Raw genomic sequence first — 21,305 nt, 5'->3', positions numbered from 1 at the left:
CTGTCGGAAGTCGGTGTCAGCTGTCCTCGGGCTCCTCCTTCTCCGGGCGGCCCCGGGACATTCCGCGCAGCGTCGGGCCCGCGGTGGCCAGCACGGCCGCCACGGTGATACCGGCCGAACACACCAGGATCGCCCCGTCGCCCGGCAGCACTTCGGTGAGCAGACCGCCCAGCGCGGGGCCCGCCGCCCCGGCCGCGCCGCACGCCAGCACCAGCACACTGGTCAGCCGCCCGCGCAACGCGTCGGGTGTGCGCAGCAACTGGTCCGTCATGATGGCGGTGTTCGCCGTCGGCGGGAACAGCGCCATCAGCGCGAACAGCACCCCGGTGAGATAGCCGTCGCGCACCACCACGGTGACCGGGGTGAGCAGGGCCAGCGCCCAGAACACCGCCACGATGGCGCGGTAGGGACCGAGCCGTCGGTGCCAGGCCGGTGCCACCAGCGCTCCCACCAGCCCACCCGCCCCCAGCATGGCCGCCATGACCCCGACCTCCCCGGAGGGCACCCCCCGGGTCCCGGCCAGTACCACCACCACGATGTAGAAGGCGCTGAAGAACAGGTTGAGCACGATGGCGCACAGCACGGTCACCCGGATCGGGCGCTCCCGCCACACCCACCGCAGACCGTCCAGCACCTCCCGGCCCGGATGTGGCGCCGGACCCGCGGGCCGCTCCCGTCGCGGCAGCCGCAGGAAGAGCAGAGCGGTGAACGACACCGCGTGGGTGACCGCGTCAGCCAGGAACGGCACGAAGCGCCCCGCGGCGAAGAGGAAGCCACCGGTGGCGGTGCCCGAGAGCTGTCCCATCGAGGCGCGGGCGGTGTTCATCGCGACGGCCGTGGGCAGTTGGGCGTCGGTCACCAGCGCGGGCAGGGACGCGCTCTCGGCCGGTTCGAAGAGCGCGGCGCACGCCCCGAACACCGCGGCGACGGCCACCATATGCGCCACGGTGGCGGTGCCCGTCCACACCGCGACCGCCAGGCTGACGGCGGACACCGTCTGCGCCCCTTCGCACACCAGCATGATGGTCTTGCGGTCGTAACGGTCGGCCAGCACACCGGCGGGCAGCCCGGCCACCATCTGGGCGGCGGCGATGGTGCCCATGACGAGCCCGGAGGCGGCGCCGGAGCCGGTGAGCGCCAGCACCAGCAGCGGGAACGCGATCATCGTCGCGTGGAACCCGAACTCCGACAGCGCCTGACTGCCCCACAGCAGACGGTAGTCGCGGTTGCGGGACAGTGGTGTCTCCGGAACCTCCCGCCCCCCGGCCGTGACACCCGGCCCGTCCGGCGCCACGGCCCGCCGCTCCCCGGTCATCCGTCGCCCCGGCAGTCCCGGGCGATCCGGCGCAGCGCGTCCGCGAAGTCCGCGGCCACCGCCTCCACCGTCGACCGCTCATGTACCTCGGGGTGGTAGTACCAGGTGAAGCCCAGCCGTCCGTCCTGTACCGCGCCCACCACCTCCAGCAGATGGGAACCGCCCTGGCCCGGGTCGTGGTCCTGGCCGAAGGAGCCGTGCTCGGCGTGGAGAAGACCGCCCTGGGCCTGCGAGGAACGGGCGTCCCACTGGCCCAGATAGTTGAACACGATCTGCGGCCCGGGACCGGTGCCGGTCAGCCGCTCCCGCACCTCCGGCGCCCCGAAGGTCCGCAGCGCCCCGTAGCCGAAGCCGTTGCCGGGCACCGTGCGCAACTGCCGTCGCACCGACTTGACCAGTGCCCGCCAGTCGGTGGCCGCGCGGTCACCGACCTCCGGTCCGCCCGGCACCTCGAAGGAGACGGGGTACATCGTGGTGAACCAGCCGACCGTACGGGACAGGTCGGCGCCCTCGACCACGTCCTCCCGTCCGTGGCCCTCGAGTTCGACGGACACCCGGCCGCGCCCCGTCCAGCGTGCGAGGGCCAGTGCGAGGGCGGCCAGCAGCACATCGTTGATCCGGGTGCGGTACGCGGTGGGGGCCGAGCGCAGCAGCGCCTCGGTGTCCGTCTCGTCGACCTCGACCGGCACCGTGTCCGTCTCCGCGCCCGGGGCGTCGACGGTGTGGTCGACGGGCAGCGGCCGGGCCTCCAGCGCGGTGGCCCAGTGGTCGGCCTCGTGGTCGAGGCCGCCGTCGGCGACATGGGCGGCGAGCCCGGTGGCCCAGTCGCGGAACGAGGTGGACTTCGGCCCCAGGTCGACCGGTTCGCCCCGCAGGGCCTGCTGGTACGCGGTGTCCAGGTCGTCCAGCACGATCCGCCAGGACACCCCGTCGATGACCAGGTGATGGGCGGTCAGGAAGAGGTACGGACGCCGGGTGTCCCCGCGCCGGAACAGCGCCGCCTTCAGCAGCGGCCCCCGGTCCAGCGCGAAGCTCGCGTGCAGGGCGTCGGCCGCCCGCTCCATCGCCGAGTCCGCCTCGTGCGGGGGCAGCGGGGACAGATCGTGGTGGGTGAGCACGGTGGCGGTGGGATCGGGGGCCGGGTTCTCCTGCCGCCACTCCGCCCCGTCTCCGGTGACCTCCCGGGTGAACCGCATCCGCAGCGCGTCATGGTGGGCGAGCAGGGCCGCGAGGGCCACCTCGAGCGCCGTCTCGTCCGGCTCCTGGTGCAGCTCCAGCAGCGCCGACTGGTTGAAGTGGTGCGGACTGACGGTGTGGGTGGCGAAGAACCAGCTCTGGATCGGGGTGAGCGGAAGGGCGCCGGTGACCGGCCCCGAGCGGTCCTGGTCCCGTTCGGCCGTCACCACCTCCGCCAGCGCCGCCACCGACTGATGGGTGAACAGGTCCTTGGTGGACATGTGCAGCCCGGCCTGCCGGGCCCGCGAGACCACCTGGATGGAGAGGATGGAGTCCCCGCCGAGATCGAAGAAGTTGTCGTGGACGCCGACCCGTTCCAGCCCCAGGACATCCGCCCAGATCGCCGCGATCTTGCCTTCCAGCGCGGTGCGCGGTGCGACATGGCCGGGGCCGGAGGAGGCCGGGGCCGGGTCGGGGTCGGGCAGCGAGCGCCGGTCCACCTTGCCGTTCGGGGTGAGCGGCAGCGCCTCCAGCGTGGCGTACGCCGAGGGCACCATATGGTCCGGGAGGATCCGGCCCAGGAAGTCACGCAGGGACGCGGCGGTGGGGGAGGCGCCCGGTGCCGGGACCACATAGCCGACCAGCCGCTTCAGCCCCGACGGAGGTTCCATGGCGGAGGAGGTGTCCCGGACGGCGACCACCGCGTCCCGCACCTCGGGGCAGCGCCGCAACGCGGCCTCCACCTCCCCGGGTTCGATACGGAATCCGCGCACCTTGACCTGGTCGTCGGCCCGGCCGAGGAACCGCAGGGTCCCGTCCGCGTCCCAGCGCACCACATCGCCCGTGCGGTACATCCGCCCGCCCGCGGGGCCGAACGGATCGGCGGTGAACCGCGCGGCGGTCAGCCCCGCCCGGCCCAGATAGCCACGCGCCAGGCCCGGGCCCGCCACATACAGCTCCCCGGCCACCCCGACCGGCACCGGTCGCAGCGATTCGTCCAGCACATACGCGCGGCTGCCGGGGATCGGGCGGCCGATCGGCGGCGCCGCGGAACCGGCGGTCAGCGGCTCCGACCAGGTACTCACCACCGTGGCCTCGGTCGGGCCATAGGAGTTGATCATCCGTCGGCCAGGGGCCCAGCGGTCCACGAGGGCGGCGTCGCACGCGTCACCGCCGACGATCAGGGTGCGCAGCTCCGGGAGTCCGGTCTCCGGCACGGTGGCCAGGGCCGCCGGGGGAATCAGCGCGTGGGTGATCCGCTGCCGCTCCAGGACCTCGGCCAGCCGATCGCCCAGCAGCGGCCCCTCGTCGGCGACCACCAGAGTGGCGCCACTGGTCAGCGCGGAGCACAGCTCCAGCACGGAGGCGTCGAAGCTGGGCGAGGCGAACTGGAGCATCCGGTCCCCGGCGTGGACGCCGTAGTGCGCGGCGACCGCCGCCGAGAAGTTCGCCAGACCCGCGTGGCCGACCACCACGGCCTTGGGCACCCCGGTGGATCCGGAGGTGTAGATGACGTACGCCGGGTGGTCCGGGGTCAAGTCCCGCACGCGCGGCGGCTCTTCGGGGCCCTCGTCGACCCAGACGGCCGACCGGTCGTCCAGCACCACCGCGGGCGCGGCGTCCTGGAGCATGAACGCCCTCCGCTCCTCGGGATAGGCCGGGTCGACGGGCAGGAACGCACCGCCCGCCTTCACCACGGCGAGCTGTGCCACCACCATCTCCACCGACCGCGGCAGCACCAGCGCCACCAGCCGCTCCGGCCCCACTCCCCGTGCGGTCAACTGGTGGGCCAGCCGGTTCGCCGCCGTGTCCAGCGCGGCATAGGTGAGTTCACCCGCCGGGTGGCGTACGGCCGTGGTGTCCGGGACCGCCGCCACCTGCCGCGCGAACAGCTCGGGCAGGGTGGCGGGCGGCACCGGGAGCCCGGTGTCGTTCCACTCCCTCAGGGTGCGCCGCAGCTCCTCCGGAGTCGTCAGCGGCAGGGCGCCCACCGGCCGGTCCGGATCCTCGGCGATACCGGTGAGCAGGGCCTCGAGGGCGCCGCCCATCCGCGCGGCGGTCGCGGCGTCGAACAGGTCGGTGTTGTAGCCGATCAGCCCGCGCAGCGTGCCGTCCTGGGCCTCGGCGAACTCCAGGGTGATGTCGAAGCTGGCGGTGTGCACATCGAGTTCGACATCCTCCAGCACCAGTCCGGGCAGCTCCATCGCCGGCGCGGGGATGTTCTGGAGTACCACCATCGCCTGGAACAGCGGTGTCCGGCTGGTGTCCCGGGCCGGCTGCACCTCGTCCACCACCCGCTCGAACGGCACGTTCTGGTGGGCGAAGGCGTCCAGGACGGTACCGCGCACCTCGGCCAGGAAGTCGGTGAAGCCACGCCGGGGATCCACCGTGGAGCGCAGCACCAGGGTGTTGACGAAGAACCCGATCAGCCGCTCCACCTCGGTGCGGTCCCGCCCCGACGTCACCGTGCCCACGGCGATGTCCCGCTGCCCGGACAGCCGGGCCAGCAGGATCTGGGACGCCGCCACCAGCGTCATGAACAGCGTGGTGCGCCGGGTCCGGCCACGGTCCTTCAGCCGCCCCGCCACATCCGCGGGCAGGGTGAACTCGACGGTGGCGCCGTGACGGGTCTGCACCGCGGGACGGGGCCGGTCGGTGGGCAGCTCCAGTGGTGGCACCCCGGCCAACTGGTGCTTCCAGAAGGCGAGTTCCTCCTCGGCGTGCGGTCCTTCCAGCTCGGTGCGCTGCCAGGACGCGTAGTCCGCGTACCCCACCGGCAGTGGCGGCAGAGCGGGCGCCCGGCCGCTCAGCTCCGCCCTGTACAGCTCCCGCAGATCGCCGGTGAGCACCCCGGTGGACCAGCCGTCGGTGATGATGTGATGCGACGTCAGGGCCAGTACATGGTCCCGCGCGTCCATCCGGATCAGCGCGGTGCGCAGCAGCGGTCCGCGCCGCAGATCGAACGGGCGGGCCCGCTCGTACGCCAGCAGCTCCGCAAGCTCCGCTTCCCGCTCCGCGTCGGACAGCGCCGACAGATCGGTGGGAGTGAGCCGCACCTCGGCGGGCGGACGCACGATCTGCACCCCCCTGCCGTCCACCGTGTCGAAGGTGGTCCGCAGCGACTCGTGCCGGGCCACCAGCGCGGTCAGCGCCCGGCCCAGCGCCCCGATGTCGAGGTCCCCGCGCATCCGCAGCGCCAGCGGGGTGATGTACTCCGCGCTGTCCGGTTCGAAGGAGTCCAGGAACCACAGACGCTGCTGGGGATAGGACAGCGGAAGTTCCGCGTCCCGGCTCACCGGTGCGATGGGGGTGAGCCGCCGTCCGCCGCGGCCCTCCGGCACACCGAGTGCCGCGGCGAGCGCGGCCACGGTCGGATGGGTGAACACCATCCGCGGCGAGAGCTCCCGGCCGAAGGCTTCCCGCAGCCGTGAGGTGAGCCGGATGCTGAGGATCGAATCACCGCCCAGCGCGAAGAAGTCGTCCTCGGCGCCGACCCGTTCCACCCCCAGCACCTCGGACCAGATCTCCGCCGTCAGCCGCTCCGCCTCACCGCGGGGTGCCCGGGAGGGCGCCCGGTCCCCGGCGGTGGCCGGGGCGGGCAGCGCCGTACGGTCCACCTTGCCGTTGCGGCTCAGCGGCAGCGCGGCGAGGGCCACCACGGCCGACGGCACCATATAGTCCGGCAGCCGCTCAGCGGCGTGGGAGCGCAGCCGCTCACCGTCGACGGGGGCGCCGTCGGCCGCCACCACATAGGCCACCAGCCGCTTGGTGCCGGAGCCGTCCTCGCGGGCCGCCACCGCCGCGTCGGCGACCGACGGGTGCGCGGCGAACACCCGCTCCACCTCGCCCGGTTCGATCCGGAAGCCGCGCACCTTTACCTGGTCGTCGGCGCGTCCGGCGAACTCCACCGCCCCGTCCGGCCGCCGCCTCGCCAGATCCCCGGTGCGGTACATCCGCGCCCCGGGCGGTCCGTACGGATCGGCCAGGAACGACGCCGCGGTCGGGCCGGGACGGCCCAGATATCCACGCGCCACGCCCTCACCGGCCACGTAGAGCTCCCCGACCACGCCCGGCGGCACCAGCCGCAGCCGCGCGTCCAGGACATACACCCGGGTGTGGTCCAGCGGGCGGCCGATCGGCACCGTCTCCGGCACCTGGTCCGCCCCGGACATCGGGAAGGCCGTGGCGAACGTCGTCGTCTCCGTCGGCCCGTAGCCGTCCACGACCCGCAGCCCGGGGCAGTGCGCCAGCACCCGGCGCACCGCGGCCGCGGGCACCACATCGCCGCCGGTCCACACCTCGCGCAGCCCCCCGAAACAGTCCGGGGCGTCCTGGGCGAGCAGCCGGAACAGCCCGGCGGTCAGCCAGATCCCCGTCACACCGTGCTCCGCCACCAGCGTCCGCAGCGCCCCGGCGTCCAGCTCGCACGGCGCCACCACCACCTGCCCGCCGCGCAGCAGCGGCACCCACACCTCGTAGGTGGCCGCGTCGAACGCCACCGGCGAGTGCAGCGGCACCCGTTCGTGTCCGCCGCCGTCGAAGCCCCGGTGGCGGGCGAGCGCCACCACATCGCGGTGGCGCACCCCCACCGCCTTCGGCTCCCCGGTCGACCCGGACGTGAACATCACATACGCCAGCCGGTCCCGGTCCGCCGGGACCGGCGGCGGGGTCCGCTCGGCGTCCCGCGCGGCCGCCACCTCGGCCGCCGTCAGCATCACCGTCGCGTCCACCGCCGCCAGCAGCGCCTGCCGCCGCTCACCCGGGGCACGGGCGTCCACCGGTACGTACACCCCGCCGGCCTTCACCACGGCCAGTTGCGCCACGACCAGTTCGGCCGACCGGTCCATCAGCAGCCCGACCCGGTCCTCGGTGCGCACCCCGGACCGTATGAGCACCCCCGCCAGCCGGTCCGACCAGTCGTCCAGCGCGCGGTAGTCGAGCACGGTGGGGCCGTCGGTGAGAGCCACCGCCTCCGGGGTGCGCTCCGCCTGGGCGGTGAACAGCTCCGCCAGCGACCCGGTGGGCAGCGGCGGAGCCGTGGTGGTCCACTCCGCCATGGCCGCCCGGCGCTCCGGCGCGGTGAGCAGCTCCAGTGCGTCCAGGGTGCCCCCGGCGCCGTCGGCGATCCCGGTCAGCAGGGTCCGCAGATGGCCCGCGGCCCGCTCGGCGGTGGCCGCGTCGAACAGCGCCGGGTCATAGGCGATGTCGAATCCGAGCGTCTCGCCCAGATAGGCGCGCAGGCAGAGCGGGAAGCTGGTGGAGTCCTCGGCCCGCACCTCATGGATGACGATCCCGGCACCGGTCGCCGAGGACTCGTCGAAGGGGTAGTTCTCGAAGACCACCATGCTGTCGAAGAGCGCCTCACCGGGCGGCAGCGCGCTCAGCCCCTGGATCCGGGGCAGCGATACGAAGTCGAAGCGGCGGGAGTCGCTCTGGTGCTCCTGGAGCTCCCGCAGCCACTGCGCCACCTCACGGCCGCCCTCCACCACGGCCCTGGTCGGGACCGTGTTGATGAACATGCCCACCATCGTCTCCACACCGGGCAGTTCGGCCGGGCGCCCCGAGACGGTGGTGCCGAACACCACGTCGGACACCCCGCCGTAGCGGGAGAGCAGCAGTGCCCAGGCGCCCTGCACCACGGTGTTGACGGTCAGCCCGTGGCCGCGCGCGGTCTCCCGCAGCCGCGCGGACACCTCCCGGCCGAGCTCCAGCCGGGTCAGCGCGCCGGAGTCGGCGCGGTGCGCCTCCGCGGGCCGCCGGTCGTACGGCAGCGGGGTGCGCGCGGTGAACCCGGCCAGCGCCTCCCGCCACCAGCCCTCGGCCCGCTCCTGGTCCTGCTCGTTCAGCCAGCGCAGGAAGTCCCGGAACGGACGGCGCGCGGGCGGATGCGGGGTGCGGCCCTCGACGAGCGCCGCATAGCCCTCGCACACCTCGGCGAACACCTGGCCGGTGCTCCAGCCGTCCAGCATCACATGGTGCGAGGTCCACACCAGGGTGATCTCGTCGTCACCGAGCCGGGCCACCGCGATCCGGCTCAGCGGAGCCGCCGTCAGCTCCATCCCGGCCGCCCGGTCCTCGGCGAGCAGCCGCCGCAGCGCCGCCTCCCGTGCCGCCGGGGACAGCTCCCGCCAGTCGTGGTGGGCCACCGGCAGCACCGCCTCGCGGTACACCACCTGCACCGGTGCGGGCAGCCCCCGCCAGCGCACCGCGCTGCGCAGCACCGGCGTCCGGTCCACCACACCCTGCCAGGCCGCGGCGAAGGCGTCCGGGTCGGTGATCCCGCCGATGCGCAGTGCCATCTGGTCGACATAGGCGCCGCCGCTCTCGCCGGTGTCCGTTTCGACGAGTCCGTGGAAGAGCATCCCGGACTGCAACGGGGTCAGCGGACAGATGTCCTCGACCGACGCGCCGTCGCCCGCGAGCAGATCGACCTGGCGCTGGTCCAGCCCGGCGAGCGGGAAGTCGGAGGGGGTGCGGCCGCCCGCCCCGGGGGTGGCGCAGTGCGCGACGATCTCCCGCAGGGCGGCCATGACGCCGTCGGCCAGCCCGCGCACCGTGGCCTCGTCGTACATCCGGGCCGGATAGGTCCAGCCCAGCTCCAGCCGTCCGTCCTGGACCGCCCCGGTGATCTCCAGCAGACAGCCGCGCGTCTCCCCGGCGGGCGCGTCCCGGCCGGTCGACGGAAGCGCCTCGCGGCAGAGGCCGGACGCGGCGCCGCCGTCGGCCACCTCCCACTGGCCGTGGTAGTTGAAGGAGATCTGCGGCACCGGACCGCCGCGCAGCGCGTCGGCCGCGGAGCCCTCCGGCGCGAGGTGGCGCAGCGCGCCATGGCCCAGACCGTGCCGCGGTACGGCCCGCACCTGCTCCTTGACCGAGCGCAGGGTGTCACGCCAGTCCGCGTCGGCCGCCACCGTCAGCGCGAGCGGGAACTCGGCGGTGAACCAGCCGACCGTCCGCGACAGATCGATCTCCTCGAACAGATCCTCACGGCCGTGGCCCTCCACCCCGATGAGCACGGTCTCGCCACCGGTCCACCGGGCCAGTGTCCGGCCGAGCGCGCTCAGCAGCACCTCGTTGATCCGGGTGCGGTACACCCCGGGTACCTCGCGCAGCAGCGCGCCGGTCTCGGCGCGGCCGAGTACGGCGGTCACCGTGGCGGCGGTCTCCTGGGTGTTGACGCCCTCACGGTCCACCGGCAGCGCGAGGGCGGGCGTCCGCGCGGTACGCGTCCAGTACGGCAGCTCCGAGTCGAGGCCGCCGGAGCGCACATGCTCCGCCAGCCGGGCCGCCCACTGGGCGCAGCCGGTGCCCACCGGGGGGAGTTCGGGCACCCGCCCGTCGGCGGCCTGCCGGTAGGCGGTCTCCAGATCGCCCAGCAGAATGCGCCATGACACCCCGTCCACCACCAGATGGTGGGCGGTGAGCAGCAGTTCGGGCGGGTGCCGGTGGCCGGAGGTGAACAGCAGGGCCCGCACCACCGCCCCCTCGGCGATGTCGAGACCGGTCTGGGTCCGGACGGTGGCCTCCCGCACCGCCTCCGCCCGCGCCTCCTCGCCGAGCCCCGACAGGTCGTACCGCTCGAAGACCCCGGCCGGGGCCGAGGGCAGCACCTCCTGCCGCCACCGCCCGCCGGAGAAGGCGAACCGGGTGCGCAGCGCCGGATGGTGGTTCACCAGGGCGCGCACCGCGTGCCGCAGCGCGGCCACGTCGAGGTCATCGGTGAGCCGCAGCCGCTGGGTCATGGTGAAGTGGTGCGCCTCACCGGGCCGCCGCCCCTCCAGATACGCGTACTGGATCGGGGTGAGCGGGGCCGGTCCGGACGGTGCCGGGGCGGCCACCGGGCCCGGGGCGGCCGGGGTGACGGCGCCCAGGGCGAGTTCGGCGATGGTCTGGTGGCGGAAGATGTCCTTGGAGGTGAGCCGCAGCCCGGCCTGGCGGGCGCGGGCGACGATCTGGATGCTGAGGATCGAATCGCCGCCCAGGGCGAAGAAGTTGTCCTCCACGCCGACCCGGGGGGTGCCCAGCACCTCCGACCAGATCCGGGCCAGTTCGGTTTCGGCCGGGGTGCGCGGCGCGGTGTACGTCTCCGTATCGGGCCGGACGGGCGGCGCGGGCAGCGCCCGCCGGTCCACCTTCCCGCTGTCGGAGCGGGGGATCCGCTCCAGGGTGACGAACGCGGCCGGAACCATGTAGTCGGGCAGGGTGCGCTTGAGCCATGCGCGCAGCTCCACCGGATCACCCGCGCCGGAGGCATCCCCGGCCACCAGATAGGCCACCAGGCGCCGGTGGCCGGTGTCCTCCCGGACCACCACCACGGTGTCCTCGACGGCCGGGTGGTCGCGCAGCGCCGCCTCGATCTCACCGGGCTCGATCCGGAAGCCGCGGATCTTGATCTGCTCGTCGGTGCGGCCAAGGAACTCCAGCGCCCCGTCCGCGGTCCAGCGCGCCCGGTCGCCGGTGCGGTACATCCGGGTGCCGGGCGGACCGTAGGGATCGGCCACGAAGCGCTCCGCGGTGAGCCCGGGACGGCCGAGGTAGCCGCGGGCGATCTGGGCACCGGCCAGATGCAGTTCACCCGGTACCCCGGGCGGCACCGGCCGCAGCGCGCCGTCCAGTACGTAGGCGCGCAGGTTCCGGCCGGGCCTGCCGATGAGGGGACGGTCGCCGAGGTCGGCCAGCCGTCCGTACACCGCGTCCACGGCGCATTCGGTGGGCCCGTAGAAGTTGTACGCCGTCGTCTCCGGAAGGGCGCGCAACTCCCGCCACAGCGCCGGGTCCAGGGCCTCGCCGCCCACCATCACGATCCGCGGGTGGTGGCGGCCCGGGGCGAACAGCCCGGCGGCCATCAGCTCATGCAGATACGACGGGGTCAGGTCGAGGAAGTCCACCTCGCGGGCGCCGACCAGCTCCACCAGCGCGGCCGGGTCGAGCCGTTCGGTGTCACCGATCAGATGCACCTCCTGCCCCAGGGCCAGCATCAGTGGCCCCTCCCAGGAGGTGTCGAAGGAGAACGCGGCGGTCAGCGCGGTGCGCAGCGGACGGCCGCCTACGGCCGTATGCGGCTCCACCAGACCCGCCCGGTGGTCATGGCAGAGGTTGACCAGCTGGCGGTGTTCCACGGCCACGCCCTTGGGACGGCCGGTGGATCCCGAGGTGTAGTTGAGGTACGCGGTGTGCTCCGGGCGCAGCGGTGCGAGCCGGTCGCCGTCGTCCGGATCGGTGGTGGGCAGCCCGTCGAGCGGCGCGGCGGCCAGGGCGTCCGAGGTGAGGACGACCTCCGGCGCCGCGTCCGCCAACAGGAACTCCAGCCGCTCGGTGGGCAGTTCGGGGTCCAGGTACACATAGGTGCCGCCCGCCTTGACGACGGCGAGCAGCGCCACCAGCAGCGCGGAGGTGCGTGGCAGCCGCACGGCGACCACGGTCTCCGGGGCGACGCCCAGGCCGATCAGATGGTGGGCCAGCCGGTTGGCGCGCGCGTTGAGCTCTGCGAAGTCGTAGCGGGCGTCCTCGGCCACCAGCGCGGTGGCGTGCGGAGTGCGGGCCGTCTGCTCCTCGAAGAGCCGCGGGAAGGTGGTGTCCGGCACCGCGAGCGCGGTGGCGTTCCACTCCTCCAGCACCGTGTGGCGCTCGGCGTCCGAGAGCATCGGCAGCTCGCCCACGGTGCGGTCGGGGTCCCGCGCCACCGCCTCCAGCAGCGACCGCAGCCGGCGGCACATCCGCTCCACGGTCGCCGCGTCGAACAGATCGGTGCTGTACTCCACGAACGCGGTGAGCGTGTCCCCGTGTTCCACGAAGTCGATCCCGAGGTCGAAACCGGTGCCCCGGCCCGGCATCCGGACGGCCTCCACCGCCAGACCGGGCAGCTGGGGCACCTCGCCGCCCAGGTTGTGCAGCGCCACCATCACCTGGAACAGCGGACTGCGGCTGGTGTCCCGCTCCGGCTGGAGCTCGTCCACGATCCGCTCGAACGGCACGTCCTGGTGGGCGAAGGCGTCCAGCACGGTGGTGCGGACCTCGGACAGCAGCTCCGGGAACGGGCGGTCGGCGCGCACCCGGTTCCGCAGCACCAGCGTGTGCACGAACATGCCCACCAGATGCTCCAGTTCGGGGCGCTCCCGGCCGGAGGTCACCGTGCCCACGGTGATGTCCTCCTGCCCCGACCAGCGGGCGAACAGCACCTGACAGGTGGCGAGGAGGGCGGTGAACAGCGTGCCCTCGGCGCGACGGCCGGTCTCCCGCAGCCCCGCCACCAACTCCGCGTCGAGCCCGAACTCCAGCAGCGCCCCGTTCCGGGTCTGCACCGGCGGCCTCGGACGGTCGGTCGGCAGCTCCAGCGGAACCGGCCCCGCCAGCCGCTCCCGCCAGTGCGCCAGCTGCGCCTCCACCGCCGCCGCCCCGCCGCGCGGATCGCGCTGCCAGGCCGCGTAGTCGGCGTAGCCGAGGGGCAGCTCGGGCAGTTCGGGGTCGCGTCCGGCCACTGCAGCCGCGTACAGCTCGGTCAGATCGGTGCCGATGACGGCGGTGGACCAGCCGTCGGTCACGATGTGATGCATCGTGAGCGTGAGGATGTGCTCGGTCTCCGTCAGCCGGATCAGGGACGTCCGCAGCGGTGGTCCGGTGCGCAGATCGACGGGGGTGGCGGTCTCCCGAGCCAGCATCCGGTCCACCTCCCGCGCCCGCTCGGCTTCGGGCAGAGAGCCGAGGTCATGGACGGCGAGCTCCACCTCGAACGGCTCCCGTACCCGCTGCACACCACGCCCGTCGACCTCGGCGAAGGTGGTGCGCAGCGGTTCATGCCGGGCCACCAGCCCGTCCAGCGCCGTGCGCAGGGCGGCGGTGGCCAGCTGTCCGCGCAGCCGCAACGCGAACGGGGTGAGGTACTCGGTCCCGTCGTCGTCGAAGGAGTCCAGGAACCACAGCCGCGCCTGGGCGAAGGAGAGCGGCAGATCACCGCCGCGCGGTACGGCGGGGATGGCCTCCTGGGCCGCCGCCGCGGTGGGTGCGGTGAGCGCGGCGGCCAGGGCGGCCACCGTGGCATGGGTGAACAGGATCCGGGGGGACACCTCGCTGGAGAACGCCGCCCGCAGCCGGGAGGCCACCCGGATCGCCAGGATCGAATCGCCGCCCAGCGCGAAGAAGTTGTCCTCCGCCCCGACCTCGGCCACCGCGAGCACATCGGCCCACACCCCGGCCACGGTGCGCTCCGCCGGGGTGCGCGGGGCGATCCGCGTGCCGCTGGTGGCGAAGCCGTCCGCGCCGGGGGCGGGCAGTGCCGCGCGGTCCAGCTTGCCGTTGGCGGTCAGCGGCAGCGTGTCCAGCGGGACGTACGCGGCCGGGACCATATGCGCGGGCAGCGTACGGCCCAGCGTCTCCCGGAGCTCGGTGGCGGACGGCCGCGCGGACGCCTCCGCCGCCACCGTGTACGCCACCAGCCGCCGTACCCCCGGCTGGTCCTCGCGCACCGTCACCACCGCGTCGGCCACGCCCGGGTGGCCGGTCAGGGCCGCCTCGATCTCACCGGGCTCGATACGGAAGCCCCGGATCTTCACCTGGTGGTCGGCGCGGCCCAGATACTCCAGGGTGCCGTCCGCCGTCCACCGGGCCCGGTCCCCGGTGCGGTACATCCGGCCGCCCGCCGGACCGAACGGGTCCGCGACGAAACGGGACGCGGTCAGCCCCGGACGGCGCAGATAGCCACGGGCGAGCCCGGCCCCGGCCACGTACAGCTCACCGACCGCACCCGGCGGCAGCGGCTCGAGACCGTCGTCGAGTACGTACACCCGCAGATCGGGGATGCCGGTGCCGATACCGCTGCCGCTGGCGCGGGCCGCGCCCTCGCGGTCCAGCGCGGCGTAGGTGACATGCACGGTGGTCTCGGTGATCCCGTACATGTTGACCAGCCGCGGCGCGGTGTCCCCGTGGCGCGCGTACCAGCCCGCCAGCCGCCGAGGTTCCAGCGCCTCGCCCCCGAACACCACGGTGCGCAGGGCCAGTTCGGTGCCGGGGCGCTCCTCGTCGGCGCGCGCCAGCGCGGCGAACGCCGAGGGGGTCTGGCTGAGCACCGTCACCCGCTCCTCGGCCAGCAGCCGCAGGAACTCCTCCGGGGAGCGCGAGACGGCGTACGGCACCACCACGAGCAGTCCGCCGTGCAGCAGCGGGCCCCAGATCTCCCACACGGAGAAGTCGAAGGCGTAGGAGTGGAACATGGTCCACACCTCGTCCGGGCCGAAGCCGAACCAGGGCGCGGTGGCGGTGAACAGCCGCACCACATTGCGGTGCGGCACCACCACACCCTTGGGCAGCCCGGTCGAGCCCGAGGTGTAGATGGCGTAGGCGGGGCTGTCCGGCAGCGGTCCGGCCCCGGCCGGGACGGTGGCGGGGCGCGCCGCCAGATCGGCCGCCACCGCCGGGTCGTCCAGACACAGCGCGGGCACCTCCCCGGCACATCGCGGCGCCAGGTCCCGGGTGGTCACCACGGCCACCGGCTCGGCGTCGGCGAGCAGATGGGCGATCCGGGCGGCGGGCAGATCCGGGTCCACCGGCAGATACGCCGCACCCGTCCTGAGCACCGCCACGATCGCCACGACCAGGTCCAGCGAGCGGGGGAGCGCGAGTGCCACATACCGCTCCCGCCCGGCACCTCCGGCGGCCAGCCGGTGCGCCAGCCGCCCGGCCCGCGCGTCGAGTTCGGCGTACGACAGCGACGCGCCCGCGCAGGCGACGGCGGTGGCGTCGGGTGTGCGGTCCACCTGCTCCGCGAACAGCTCCACCACGGTCCGCTCGGGCGAGGGCCACCGCGCGGTGTCCGGCCCGGCCCACTCCCCGACCAGCCGGGCGCGCTCGGCGTCCGTGGTCCACGGCAGGGCGCGCAGCGGACGGGCCGGGTCCGCCGCCATCCGCCGCAGCAGCAGACACAGCCGGTCGGCGAGGTCGGCCGCGGTCCGCTCGTCGAAGAGAGCCGGGTCGTAGCCGAGGTTGAAACCGAGCCGGTCGGACAGATGCGCCCGCAGACTCAGCGGGAAGTTGGTGGCGTCGGTGGACCGCACCTCCGCGATCCGCAGCCCGGCCTCCCGCGCCGAGGAGTCGTCGAAGGGGTAGTTCTCGAAGGCCACGAGGGTGTCGAAGAGCGGGGTGCCCGCCGGGACCTCGCTCCAGCCGGTCAGCTGGGCCAGCGACACCGCCTCGTAGCGCCGCGAACCGGCCTGCGCCATCTGGAGCTCCCGCAGCCACTCCACGGTGTTCCGGTCGCCGTCCACCCGCACCCGGGTGGGCAGGGTGTTGATGAACATGCCCACCATGGACTCCACCCCGGCCAGTTCGGCCGGGCGCCCCGAGACGGTGGTGCCGAAGACCACGTCCCGCTCACCGGAGTACCGCGAGAGCAGCAGTGCCCAGGCGCCCTGCACCAGGGTGTTGACGGTGAGCCCGTTCCCCTGCGCGGTGCGCCGCAGCTCGTCCGAGGCGTCCCGGCCGAGCGCCACCGACAGGGTGGCGGAGGACCGGGCGAGGTGCGATTCGCGGGGCGCGCGGTCCCAGGGCAGCGGGGTGGGCGTGGTGAACCCCGCGAGCAGCGCCCGCCAGTGCTCCCGCGCCTCCCGGTCGTCCTGGCCGTCCAGCCACTGGAGGTAGTCGCGGAACGGGCGGCGGGACGGCAGGACGGGGCGGTCGCCCCGGGCGGCCGCGGCGTACCGCTCACACACCTCGGTGAACACCTGCGCCAGGCTCCAGCCGTCCAGGACCAGATGGTGCGAGGTCCAGATCAGCGCCAGCCGGTCGCCGGTCAGCCGGGCCAGGGTCAGCCGCATCAGCGGCGCCGCGCCCAGATCGACACCGCGCGCCAGGTCCGCCGCCCGGACCCGCTCCAGCTCCTCCTCGCGCCGCTCCTGGGGAAGTTCGCGCCAGTCCAGGTGCGCCACCGGTACGGTCACCTGTCGGCGGATGATCTGCACCGGGCGCTCGACGTCCTCCCACACCACCCCGCCGCGCAGTACGGGGGTGCGGTCCACCGTCTCCTGCCAGGCGTCGGCGAACGCCCGCGGATCGCTCACCCCGTCCAGGATCAGGGTGGCCTGGTCGAGATAGACGTCCTCCTCATCGCCGACCAGCCGGTGGAAGAGCATGCCCTCCTGAAGAGGCGTCAGCGGATGGATGTCCTCGACATCCCGGCCGTCACCGGCCAGCCGGTCCACGCCCGCCTGGTCCAGCCCGGCGAGCGGGAAGTCCGAGGGGGTACGGCCCCCGGCGTCCGGCCGCCCGCAGTGCCATACGATCTCCCGCAGCGCGCCGAGCATGGCCTCGGCCAGCCGCCGCACCGTGGAACCGTGGTGCACCTGGTCGGAGTAGAGCCAGGTCAGCTCCAGTTCCCCGGCCGCCACCAGACCGGACACATCGAGCGCGTAGGTGGACGGCTCATCGGCGGCCAGATCGGCTCCCAGGCTCTCACCGGTCAGGGTGAACCCGCCCTCGTCCGCCACGGAGTCCCACTGGCCGTGGTAGTTGAAGCACACCTCGGGCAGCGGCAGGGCGCGCAGCGCACGGGCGGCGGAGTCGGGCCCGCTGAGGTGGGCCAGCGCCTCGAAGCTCAGCCCCCGGTGCGGCAGGGCGCGCAACTGCTCCTTCACCGACTTCAGCACCGCGCCCCAGTCGTGCCCGGGGAGGGTGAGCGACACCGGGTACTGGGTGGTGAACCAGCCGACGGTACGCGACAGATCGACCGTGTCGTCGATCTCCTCCCGGCCGTGGCCCTCCATGGCCACCAGCACCCGGTCGGCGCGTGTCCAGTCGGCCAGCACCCGGCCGAGCGCGCTCATCAGTACGTCATTGATCTGGGTGCGGTACACCCCGGGCACCCGGCGCAGCAGCGCGTCGGTGGTGTCCCGGTCCAGCCGCACCCGGACGGTACGGGTGGAGCCCGCGGTCGCCCGGCCCGGGAGGTCCACCGGGAGCGGGGCGCCCCCGGCCCGTCCCACGCCCTCCCAGTACGCGAGGTCACCGTCCAGACCGCCGCCGCGCACCAGGGCGTTGAGCCGGTGGGCCCAGCGGGTGAAGGGGGTTCCGGCCGCCTCCAGCCGTATCGGCTGCTCGGCGGTGGCCTGGCGGTAGGCGCTCTCCAGATCGCCGAGCAGGATGCGCCACGAGACGCTGTCCACGGCGAGGTGGTGTGCGGTCAGGAACAGCCGCGGCCTGGCCCCGCCACCGCGCAGCAGCAACGCCGCCCGTAGCAACGCGCCACCGTCCAGGTCGAGTTCGGCGCGCGCGGCCTCGGCCGCCGCCTCCGCCGCGGCGCGCTCCTCCTCACCGCACAGCGCCGACAGGTCGTGGCGGCGCAGCAGCGGCCCGGCCACGGCGCCGTCGCTCCGCTGCCGCCACCTGCCGTCCGCGACGGTGAACCGGGTGCGCAGGGCGGGGTGATGGGCGGCCACCGCCTCCAGGGCGGCCACCAGGGTGGTCTCGTCCAGGTCGGGCGGCAGATCGGCCACCATCGACATGGTGAAGTGGCGCAGCGGGCCGTGGGTGGTGAAGAACCAGTGCTGGATGGGGGTCAGCGGCGCCGGAGCGGTGTCGTCCGGTGTCTCGCCGCCGGTGGCACCTGATGCGGTCCGGGCGGACACCGCGGCGGCCAGGTCCGCCACGGTCTGATGGAGGAAGACATCCCGCGAGGTGAGCCGCAGTCCGGCCTGGCGGGCACGGGAGACGGTCTGGATGCTGAGGATCGAATCGCCGCCGAGCTCGAAGAAGTTGTCCGTGGCGCCCACCGGTCCGGCGCCCAGCACCTCGGCCCAGATCCGCGCGAGCTCCTTCTCCACCGGGGTGCGCGGCGGCACATAGCCGTGCTCCCGCCGGTCCGCGTCGAGCCGCGGGGCGGGCAGCGCCCGCCGGTCCAGTTTGCCGCTGGTGGTCAGCGGCATGGTGTCCAGGGCGGTGAACACCGCCGGGACCATATGGCCCGGCAGGGTGCGCCCCAGAGCCGCCCGCATCTCGGCGGCGGTCAGCTGCTCACCCTCGGCGGCCGGGACGTAGTACGCGGCCAGCCGGGCATGGCCGCGGTCGTCGGTCACGGCGATGACGGCCGCCTCAGCGACGGACGGCACCGCGAGCAACGCGGCCTCGATCTCGCCCGGTTCGATCCGGTGGCCGCGGATCTTCACCTGGTCGTCCACCCGGCCGAGGTAGTCCAGCTCCCCGTCGGCGGTCCAGCGGGCCAGATCGCCGGTGCGGTACATCCGGCTCCCGGGCGGGCCGCAGGGGTCGGCCACAAAGCGTTCCGCGGTCAGCCCGGGGCGGCGCACATAGCCCCGCGCCAGCTGCTCACCGGACAGATACAGCTCACCCGCCACACCCACCGGCACCGGCCGGAGCCGCGCGTCCAGCACCTGGGCCCGCAGATTGCCCAGCGGCCGCCCCACCACCGGCCGTCCGGCCCCCGTGACGCGGGCGGAGAGCGCGTCCACCGTGCACTCGGTCGGCCCGTAGAAGTTGTAGGCGGTGGTGCCGTCCGTCCCGGCCAGCTCCCGCCACAGGCTCTGGCCGACGGCCTCGCCACCGAGCATCAGCACCCGCGGGCGGTGGCGGGCGTCGGTGAGCAGACCGGCCGGCAGCAGCTGGCGCAGATAGGAGGGGGTGAGATCGAGGAAGTCGACGCGGTGCTCGACGACATGGCCGACCAGGGCGGCCGGGTCCAGCCGGGTGGCCTCGTCGATGAGGTGCAGCTCATGGCCGTCGGCCATCAGCAGCAGCCCCTCCAGCGAGGTGTCGAAGGAGAACGAGGCGGTCAGCGCGGCGCGCAGCCGTCCGCCACCCGCCTCCGCCACCAGGCCATGACGGTGGTTGACCAGAAGATTCACCATCGCCCGATGGGATACGGCCACCCCCTTGGGGCGGCCGGTCGAACCGGAGGTGTAGAGGACATAGGCCGCGCCGTCGGGGTGCGGTGGCGCGACGCGGTCGGTGTCCGAGGGATCGGTCACCGGCGAACCGGCCGGTACCTCCCGCAAGGCCGCCCGGTCGAGCACCAGCGCCGGTTCCGCGTCGGCCACCAGGAACGCCAGCCGGTCGTCCGGGAGTTCGGGGTCGAGCGGCAGATAGACCCCACCGGCCTTGAGGACGGCCAGAATCGCCACCACCATGTCGGCGGTGCGTGGCAGCCGTACCCCCACCACCCGCTCGGGACCCACCCCGCGCGCGATCAGATGGTGCGCCAGCCGGTTGGCCGCCGCGTTCAACTCCGCGAAGGTGTACGCCGTGTCCCCGGCGACCAGCGCGGTGGCCTCCGGGGTACGGGCCGTCTGCGCCTCGAAGACCGCGGGGAAGGTGGTCGGCGGTACCTCGCGGACGGGACCGTGTCCGGCCTCCACCACGCGTCGCCGCTCCTCATCGGTCAGCAGCGGCACCTCCCGCAGCGGCCGCTCCGGCTCGGCCGTCACCCCGTCGAGCAGGGTCAGCAGATGGCCCGCCATCCGCTCGGCCGTCGCCGCGTCGAACAGTTCGGTGCTGTACTCCAGCAGCCCCCGCAGCTCCGCACCCTCCTCGACGAACTCCACGCTGAGGTCGAAGGTCGAGGACCGCCGGGGCACATCGACGCTCTCCGCGGTCAGCCCGGCCGGGCGCGGTGTGTTCCGCGGGGTGCTGTGCAGCAGCACCATCACGTCGAACAGCGGATTGCGGCCCGCGTCCCGGCGCGCCCCCACCGCCTCCACCAGCCGCTCGAACGGCGTCTCGTCATGTGCGAAGGCGTCCAGCACCAGGGCGCCCGCGCCGTCGAGGAGCTCATGGAACGAACGGCCGGTGTCCACCGCCGACCGCAGGACCACCGTGTTGACGAAGAAGCCGACGGCGCGCTCCAGTTCGGTACGTCCGCGTCCTGAGGTGACCGTGCCGATCGCGATGTCGTCCTGCCCCGACCAGCGGGCGAACAGCCCCTGGCAGACCGCCACCAGCGCGCCGAAGAGGGTGGTGTGCCGCCCGGCGGCCAGCTCCCGGAGCCGGGACGCGGTGGCCGCGGACACGGTGAAGGTGTGCACGGCGCCCGCCGAGGTGCGCACCGCGGGCCGCGGCCGGTCGGTGGGCAGCTCCAGCGGTTCGGTGTCCTTCAGCCGCTCCGTCCAGTAGCCGAGCTGACGCTCCAGCGCCGCCCCGGACAGCCGCTCCCGCTGCCATACCGCGAAGTCCGGGTACTGCACCGGTACCGGTGGCAGCGGATCCGGCGCCCCGGGTGTGGCCGCGGCGCCGTACAGGGCACACAACTCATCGGTGAGCACCCCCATCGACCAGCCGTCCGTGACGATGTGATGTGCCGTCAGCAGCAGCACATGTTCCGTATCGGCCACCCGGATCAGCAGCGCCCGCAGCAGCGGCCCGGTCCGCAGGTCGAACGGGCGGGCGTACTCCCTCAGCAGCAGCCGGTCCAGCTCCGCCCCGCCGTCCGCCGCGTCGACGAGGTCCGCCACCGCGAGCGGCAGCTCGGCCACCGGGGACACCACCTGCACGGGACGGCCGCCGGTCTCCTCGAACGTGGTCCGCAGCGCCTCGTGCCGCGCCACCAGGCCGTCCAGCGCCCGGGAGAGCGCCGGGCGGTCCAGCGCACCGGTCAGCCGCAGCGCCACCGCGCTGTTGTACCCCGCCTCGTCCGGCTGGAGGGTGTGCAGGAACCACAGGCGGGTCTGGGCGAAGGACAGCGGAAGCGGCCGGGCGCGATCCGCGCGGGGGATCGCCTCGGCGCGTCCGGCGCGGCCCGCCAGCCGACGGCGCAGCGCCTCCTGCATTTCCTCCGGCAGGGCGGCGGCGCGGCTCTTCCTCGAAGACGTCATCGTCTGTT

2 protein-coding genes are annotated in these 21,305 nt (G+C 74.0%); both read right to left on the bottom strand.

Annotated elements, in window-relative coordinates; all coding sequences use genetic code 11:
- Positions 1 to 16: 16 nt before the first annotated feature.
- Positions 17 to 1,315 carry an MFS transporter gene (locus AB0C66_RS26730; protein ID WP_362443649.1) on the bottom strand — a complete coding sequence of 433 codons (1,299 nt, stop codon included), beginning with the start codon at positions 1,313 to 1,315 and terminating at the stop codon, positions 17 to 19.
- A complete protein-coding gene (locus AB0C66_RS26725) occupies positions 1,312 to 21,297 on the bottom strand; it encodes a non-ribosomal peptide synthase/polyketide synthase (RefSeq protein WP_362443646.1) in 19,986 nt (6,661 codons plus the stop codon). The genes AB0C66_RS26730 and AB0C66_RS26725 overlap by 4 nt, the downstream gene beginning before the upstream one ends.
- Positions 21,298 to 21,305 lie beyond the last annotated feature (8 nt).

The sequence above is a fragment of the Streptomyces sp. NPDC048636 genome, assembly GCF_040650655.1.
Taxonomy (GTDB): domain Bacteria; phylum Actinomycetota; class Actinomycetes; order Streptomycetales; family Streptomycetaceae; genus Streptomyces.
Note: the sequence above shows the minus strand (reverse complement) of the source record. Positions and strands in the feature narration are given on the sequence as shown.